This window comes from Ilyobacter sp. (genome assembly GCF_041583315.1).
Taxonomy (GTDB): Bacteria; Fusobacteriota; Fusobacteriia; order Fusobacteriales; family Fusobacteriaceae; genus Ilyobacter.
The window spans coordinates 1-7,434 of record NZ_JBFHGC010000072.1 but is presented as its reverse complement, the minus strand read 5'-3'; the positions used below and the strand labels follow the sequence as shown (position 1 = coordinate 7,434).

The following is a 7,434-nucleotide window of genomic DNA, read 5'->3' as shown; positions in this document are numbered from 1 at the left end:
GGGCGGGAAGGTGGTTCGGGGGAGGGATACAAAATCATGTATCTGCATAAATAACGATTGATTTTTTTTACTGTATATTTCTACACCGAATATTTGTTATTAGTTTCCTAAGAACATCTTTATATCTTCATCTACGCTTGAGATACCAGCGATACCAAAGTTTTCAACAAGAACATTCACAACATTTGGTGAAAGGAATGCCGGTAATGTAGGTCCTAAGTGGATATTTTTAACTCCAAGGTGTAAAAGAGCAAGTAGTACAATTACAGCTTTCTGCTCATACCATGCAATGTTGTAAGCGATAGGTAATTCATTTATGTCATTAAGTTCAAATACCTCTTTTAATTTAAGAGCTATAAGAGCAAGTGAGTAAGAGTCATTACACTGTCCTGCATCTAATACTCTAGGGATTCCACCGATATCTCCAAGCTCAAGTTTGTTGTATCTGTATTTTGCACAACCAGCAGTTAAGATAACAGTATCTTTTGGAAGTTTTTCAGCAAATTCAGTATAGTAATCTCTTGATTTCATTCTTCCGTCGCATCCTGCCATTACGAAGAACTTTTTGATAGCTCCTGATTTTACAGCTTCTACGACTTTATCAGCTAATGCAAATACTTGATTGTGTGCAAATCCACCGATGATTTCTCCAGTTTCTATCTCAGTTGGAGCAGCACATTTTTTAGCAAGTTCTACAACGTTAGTAAAGTCTTTGCTTCCGTCAGCTTTTACAGCTATTCTGTCCCATCCAGGGAATCCAGCAGCATTTGTAGTGAATACCTTGTCTGCATATTTAGCTCCGGCTGTTGGAGGAACGATACAGTTTGTAGTGAAGACAATCGGCCCGTTGAAAGCTTCAAATTCTTCTTTTTGCTTCCACCATGCATTACCGTAGTTACCTACAAAGTGATCATATTTTTTGAATGCAGGGTAGTAGTGAGCAGGAAGCATCTCAGAGTGAGTATACACGTCTACTCCTGTACCTTCTGTCTGTGCAAGCAGGTCTTCCATGTCTCTAAGATCATGTCCAGAGATAAGGATACCAGGGTTTTTTCCAGCTCCGATGTTTACTTTAGTGATTTCAGGGTTACCGTATTTAGTAGTGTTTGCTTCGTCTAGAAGAGCCATAGCAGCTACTCCGAATTTACCTGTTTCTAAAGTAAGTGCAGTAAGTTCCTCTGCAGTTAGTGAATCATCTTCAGTTGCAAGAAGAGCTTTTTCTATGAAAGCAAATATTTCTGGATTTGTTTTACCTAGGTTCATAGCGTGCTCAGCATAAGCTGCCATACCTTTTAGTCCGTATATGATTAATTCTCTTAAAGATCTTACATCTTCGTTTTCAGTACTCTTTACTCCTACTTTAGAAGCCACTTCAAGAGCCTGTGCATCATTTTCATATTTCCAAGTAGTCATTAGGCTGTTTTCGAATTTACCGTCTAATTCAATACCCATTTCACCTAATTTTGTTTTTATAGTATCTCTTAGAACAAGACCTTTTTTGATTTCAGCTTTTACAGCTTCATCGTCAAAGTTTGCATTTGTGATAGTCATGAAAAGTGAGTTTATAAGGTATCTGTTTAGTTCGTTGCAAGGTTTTTCTTCTCCGCAAGTTTCTCCGCCTTTGGCTTTTCTTACTTGTGAACTGTAGTTTGCTACACCTTTAGCTGTGAATATAAGAAGATCCTGAAAGTTTGAAGTTGAAGGTTGTTTTCCACAAACCCCTACTTTAGAACACCCTACTCCACCTGCTGCTTCTTGACATTGAAAACAAAACATTTCCATTTCTTTATTTTCCCCCTTTTTAAACATTTTTTTAAACATATCTATCATTTTATTACCTCCTGAGTAATCTTCTTTGTAGTGTTATTATAGTTTTAAAAATAGAAAAAGTCGGTAACATTTGTTACCAACTTAAATATCTTCTTCTCTAAAAGATATTTCTATTTTTATTTCTGATAGATCAATTTTTCTATAAGTCACACCGCTCGAATCAAACATCATCTTAGATGCCTTGTTTGAATCACTCCCGTCATATTTATCAGACAGAAAAACTACCTCTCTTATCCCGCTCTGTATAATAGATTTGGCACATTCGTTGCAAGGAAAAAGACCTACGTATATTATGCATCCAGAAAGTCTTTTTATGCTGTTAAGTATTGCATTTTGTTCGGCGTGCATTACAAAGGGGTATTTTGTATCGAGAAAGTCTCCCTCTCTGTCCCACGGAAATTTGTCGTCTGGACATCCCTTTGGAAAACCGTTGTAACCGACACCTACGATTTTATTTTCACTGTTTACTATACAGGCTCCTACTTGGGTACTAGGATCCTTACTCCTTTTAGCAGAGAGTAAGGCGATGCCCATGAAATACTCATCCCATCCGATATAGTCTTCTCTTCTTTTTTTCACGGATCTACCTCCCGTTTTATTTTGGTAAAATTTTTATTCCGGTTAGCTTGAAATTAAGATTTTTTATATACGAGGTTGTGTGTATCTCTGTATATGGAATCAAAACTCTTTAATTTTTTATCAAACCATATTTCCTGTGCCTTTACAGCCTGTCCCACGAGCATGTACAGCCCGTTTTCTCCGTTGTTTGCATAGGAGAGGAAAAGAGTCTCTTCTGGATTGTATATGAGGTCTACAGCATTTTGAAAATTTTCTACAGTGGTATTATCCACCGGAGATTTTTCAGAGTTTGGATACATACCCACCGGGGTTGTATTGACAATGAGTTCCCCTTTGATATTTTTTAGATCATCATAAGAGATTGTTTTTAGACCTTTGAAGTCAGCAAACTCTATCTCGGCTTTTTCAGGAGACCTTGAAACAAGACTCACAGAGCTTTTTAAATCCAGCAGAGATTTGATAACAGCTCTGGCAGACCCTCCGCCGCCTAAAACCACAGATTTTTTTTCTTCCAACGACAGTTTCATCTTTTCCAGGGTGAATCTGAATCCCCAGTAGTCTGTGTTGAATCCCGTAAGCTTACCGTTTTTCATGGTGATGGTATTTACAGCCCCTATACTTTCGGCTTCCTCAGAAAGTTCATCCAGATATTTCATGACTTCCTGCTTATAGGGAATAGTCACATTGACTCCTGTTATTTCGCCCTTCCTTATTTTATCCATGATTCCGGGAATTTCATCTTTTGACAGTTCTATAAGGTCATACTGAGCTTCTACATCTAGTTCTTTGAATATAAGCCTGTGTATTTCAGGAGAAAAGCTGTGACTTAATTTTTCTCCCAGCAGTCCGAACTTCTTTATTTTCATCTATACACCTACCCCCCGTGAGTTGATTTTTTCCATTGTAACTTAAATAGAACTCTATTAAAAGGAAAATAAAAAAAAGCTAACCGAAGTCAGCTTTTATTATTATTTTCCTGCTGCCATTATGTTTGTAGCATCAAAGGCGTGACAAGGAGTAACTGCATATGTCATCCCGCAGCTAGGACATTTGTATTCAAATGTATCCATTGTGATAGAGTCTCCGCAGTCGATACATGTAATCTCTGCAGGAATAGGCATAAGCTGCTCACTGAACCCCATCATTCTTAATTTTTCTAAAACCTGTTTTCCGTTTTCAAATTTTCCAGAACATCCGTCATGCATTTTTTATACCTCCAAAGTATTATTTTTAAAATAAAAAGTTAGTGCGGCCAACTGATGACAGATTTTGCATCTGAAGGGCAGAGTTTAATTTTAAAAGTTGGGCATTCCGGCAGAAAGAAGCCACATCTGGTTTGTGGGCATTTGTGACTTTTCTGTCGAAACAACTTTTAATCATATCTCTAGTTCAGCTCATGGTCTGTCCACACAATTGGCAGCTAAATATTATTAAGTAAAATTAAAGCTCTAATTTTTGACCGTGTCTCAGTTTTTCTCTCATACCCTGGATGACATTGTCCAGTTTTGTAAGTTCATGAAGGATCTCTCTCTCTTCTGAGATTATATCCATTACATCATGGATTCCTCCGTTTTTGATGACGATTCTCTTGTCTCCCATAAGGGCCAGAAGAGGGTCGTGGGTGGCCATGAGGACTATTTTTTCTTCTCCCACAAGGAGGTCCAGGGCTTTTTTTCTGTCTATTCCCGCATTTTCGATCTCGTCTATAAGGACTATAGGTGAAGTACTCAGGATTGCTGTATCAGCGATCATGAGGGCTCTTGACTGTCCGCCGCTCAGACTTGTTATAGGGGTATCTTTTTTAAATTTTTCCCCTGCAAGTTCATTGGCCTTATCAAAGATCTTATCGATGATTTCTGATTCATTCTCTACCATTCTGCTTTTAGCATGGAGTTCTAGGAACTCAAATACAGTAAGGTCCATTACGAAGTTCATGTTTTGAGACAGCTGGGCTACAAGTTTGTTTCCAGAAGCAAATCTGGCACTCTTGTCTATTTTCCCGCCATTTATAAGGATACTTCTTTTTGTAGGAGTATCTCCCTGAGCTCCCCACTCTATATCTGCAAGTAGTCTGCTCTTTCCGCTTCCTGTAGGACCTACGATGGAGATAATCTCACCTTTCTTTATAGTGAGTTCTTTGAAGCTCTCTTTCTCTCCGTGCTTGTTGTACCCTGCTATAATGGTAAGCTCATTTATAGTGTTTTCCCCTATACCCAGAAACTCGATCATCTGATTGGCAAAAGATACCACACCTTCTAATATCTCTTCGGGGTTTATTGCTTTTTGTTCAAGAGTCTCCTCATCGATGGCTCCTAGTACCTCAGAAAGAGGTCTCTGATCATTTTTATCTATATCCACAAGGTTATCTGTCAGAAACTCTTCGATAAAAGGATATTTTTCCAAAAGATGTGCAGTTGTTTTTACTTCTAAATAATTTCTACTTATCATTTTTTATCCCCCAAATCTATTTTTCTGACGTTACCCATCTGATGTTCTTCACCGATTCTAGTCTCTCCGAGACAGTAAGAGCAAAGAGCAGAAGGCATTGAGAATCTTAATTTTTTACCTTTAAGTGTGTCTAGTTCTTCATCCTTTTCGTATATAAGTCCTGCAAATTCATATGCTCCCTGACCTGTAAGGGCATTTACATGCATAGTCACAGCCTTAGGATTTACAGAGTTTACCCTAGATGCGAAGACCTCTCTTTCGGCCTGGGATACGATATCTCCCTTTGTGATCACTACTACGTCTGCAGTCTTCAGCATAGGTCCGATTTTTTTAGGAGTGTTGATACCGCTCAGGTTATCGATTACACACACTGCCTTGATCTCCTGGATATAAGGAGAACATCTGTTACAAAGTCCCGCACTTTCAGTGATGAGAAGGTCTACACCCTCTTTTTTTCCCCACTGTACTACCTCTTCTATATTACTTACGAAGTAGTGGTCCGGGCAAAGTGATCCGGAAAGTCCTTTCTTTACAGGGACACCTATTTTTTCATAGAGAAGGTCATCGTCTGTATAGAGACAGTCAAATTTTACCACCCCTACTTTTATTCCCTTTTGCTTCAGGCTATCTATTGTTTTTATGATTAATGATGTTTTTCCCGATGATGGCGGTCCAGATACAGTTACAAGATTCATTATTTTACCTCCTCTGCGCCTTGGAAGAATATCTCTTCACAATTCTTAAGTATCGCTCCGATATCGTTTTGGTAGATATAGTCCCATCCTACCCACATGAATTTTTTATCTCCAAGATTGTTTTCTACATTAGGGTTTACACTTGGGAAGAGTCCCTGGTGAGAAAGTATCTTTCCTATTTTTTCTCCTGCAAAGAACTCAGCCAGTCCCTTCAGATCTTTTTCTTTTTCTTTCTTTGTAAGCATGAATATAGGTGAGATGGCCGCTCCGTCTTCTGGCCACTGTGCAGCCATAGGTCCGTCTTCTTTTATCATTTTGGTAAAGAAGTAAGGCATTATAGTTACCACAGGTTTATTTGTCTTCATCTTGTCAGATTTTACCATCTGAGAAGGGTGAAGGTTCTGAAGAAGTGTTCTTCCTAGCTTTCTTACAGCGTCTTCTCCGTATTCTTTATACAGGCTTATAAGAATAGCATTAAACAGATCGAAATCAGATATAGGAAGACTCACTGATTTTTCAAATGCAGGGTCTAAAAGATCTTTCCATGATTTTGGAAAAGGTCTGTCTCCGAGTTCCTCTTTATTTACAAGAAACACAGCAGGAACAACAGCAAGCATTGAATAGTCTCCCTTGGGATCTTTTAGAGATATTCTTTCATTGTTAAAGTCTTTATTGTATTCCTCTATACCTGTTATATCTTTAAATATTTTTTCTTTTTTAAATTTACCCATTAATTCCTCTTCGAAGAAAAGGTCAAATCCTGCAGAGATAAATACGTCTGCCAATTTTTCCGGGTGGTTTGCTTTTATGACGTCTTCTTTCAGCCAGTCAAGCCCTTGAGAAGCTGCCTTTAATTCGTGGTTTACAACAGCGTCAGGATTTTCTTTCTGAAATTCTGTCATTGCCTCTAAAAGAGGTATCCTTACAGGACAAGGTAAAAGTCCCATTACACTTATTCCGTCTTCTTTTTTGATGCTTTCATTCAGAGTGATATCTGCTGAATCTCTGTTTTGAGAAATTATTTCCTCCAGCATTTCAATAAATGTGTCGCTGCTTAGCTTTTTCATGGAAAGAGCCAATTTTAGTGATATCTTTCCAGCCTTCTCTCTAGTGTCGGCCTTGTCTAGGTCTTTAAAACCTTTTGATGTAAAAAAATCTATAGTTTCTGGATATTTTTCTATTATCTCTTTTAAATTCATTTTTTCATTAATATGCTTCATTTGGTTCCTCCTTTTAGAAACTCCCGTGCTTTACTTTATGGATTAATTATAATAAACTTTAGTATAAATCTCGGTAACATATGTTACACCGTTAAAAAATAAGATTTTTTTTAATTTATACAACATTTTTTCTAGGCGGGGACATCTTACTCCTTTCATAGAAAGTATGTGGTATATTTTGTCAAATATCAAGAGTGATTAAATTATAGGGGAGAGTATTTATGAAAGAAATTTTCAACAGCTTAATGAAAACAACACTTTTTCAGGGAATATCCTTGGAAGATATAGAGAAAAAGCTGTCTGTTAGAAAATATAAGATTAAGAAGTACAGGAAGGGGGAGACGGTGGCCTTTAGGGGTGATGAGATAGACGGTCTCTATATCAATATAAAGGGGGAACTCACTCCTGAGATGATGAAACACTCTGGAGAGACAAGGAAGATAGGAAACTTAGATGAAGGTGAAATTATAGCCAGTGCCTTTATATTTGGAAAGAAGTTTGAATTTCCAGTGGATCTTTTGGTGGAGAAGGACTGCGAAATATTCTATATATCTAAAGAAGAGCTTATGGAACTCATGATAGATGATAAAAAAATTCTTAAAAATTTTCTGGATGAGATAAGTAACAAGGCACAGTTTCTTTCTACAAAGGTTTGGAATGCT

The 7,434-nt window shown here is 37.7% G+C and carries 8 protein-coding genes; 1 reads left to right on the top strand and 7 read right to left on the bottom strand.

The features are described from left to right. Nucleotides 1–99 precede the first annotated feature (99 nt). From hcp to ABZA26_RS04035, 7 genes are all read right to left on the bottom strand, one after another. The gene (gene hcp / locus ABZA26_RS04065; RefSeq protein ID WP_372713237.1) at nucleotides 100–1,830 is read right to left on the bottom strand and encodes a hydroxylamine reductase; all 1,731 of its coding nucleotides are present in this window, start codon (nucleotides 1,828–1,830) and stop codon (nucleotides 100–102) included. An 81-nt stretch (nucleotides 1,831–1,911) separates the two neighbouring features. Continuing rightward, a complete protein-coding gene (locus ABZA26_RS04060; RefSeq protein WP_372713239.1) occupies nucleotides 1,912–2,364 on the bottom strand; it encodes a cytidine/deoxycytidylate deaminase family protein in 453 nt (150 codons plus the stop codon). 98 nt (nucleotides 2,365–2,462) lie between these two features. Next, nucleotides 2,463–3,275, bottom strand: a complete 813-nt coding sequence (gene aroE, locus ABZA26_RS04055) for a shikimate dehydrogenase (RefSeq protein ID WP_372713236.1) — start codon at nucleotides 3,273–3,275, stop codon at nucleotides 2,463–2,465. Between the two features lie 102 nt (nucleotides 3,276–3,377). After that, nucleotides 3,378–3,614 carry a hypothetical protein gene (locus ABZA26_RS04050; protein ID WP_372713235.1) on the bottom strand — a complete coding sequence of 79 codons (237 nt, stop codon included), beginning with the start codon at nucleotides 3,612–3,614 and terminating at the stop codon, nucleotides 3,378–3,380. Between the two features lie 235 nt (nucleotides 3,615–3,849). Then, complete coding sequence (locus ABZA26_RS04045; RefSeq protein ID WP_372713238.1) at nucleotides 3,850–4,638, bottom strand: ATP-binding cassette domain-containing protein; 789 nt, start codon at nucleotides 4,636–4,638, stop codon at nucleotides 3,850–3,852. Between the two features lie 215 nt (nucleotides 4,639–4,853). Beyond that, nucleotides 4,854–5,552: a GTP-binding protein gene (locus ABZA26_RS04040; protein ID WP_372713234.1), complete on the bottom strand. Its 699-nt coding sequence runs from the start codon at nucleotides 5,550–5,552 to the stop codon at nucleotides 4,854–4,856. Then, nucleotides 5,552–6,772 carry an ABC transporter substrate-binding protein gene (locus ABZA26_RS04035; protein ID WP_372713233.1) on the bottom strand — a complete coding sequence of 407 codons (1,221 nt, stop codon included), beginning with the start codon at nucleotides 6,770–6,772 and terminating at the stop codon, nucleotides 5,552–5,554. The genes ABZA26_RS04040 and ABZA26_RS04035 overlap by 1 nt, the downstream gene beginning before the upstream one ends. A 221-nt stretch (nucleotides 6,773–6,993) precedes the next feature. Between ABZA26_RS04035 and ABZA26_RS04030 the strand changes: the two genes are divergently transcribed. Continuing rightward, on the top strand, nucleotides 6,994–7,434 hold a 441-nt coding region (locus tag ABZA26_RS04030; RefSeq protein WP_372713232.1), incomplete at its 3' end, for a cyclic nucleotide-binding domain-containing protein.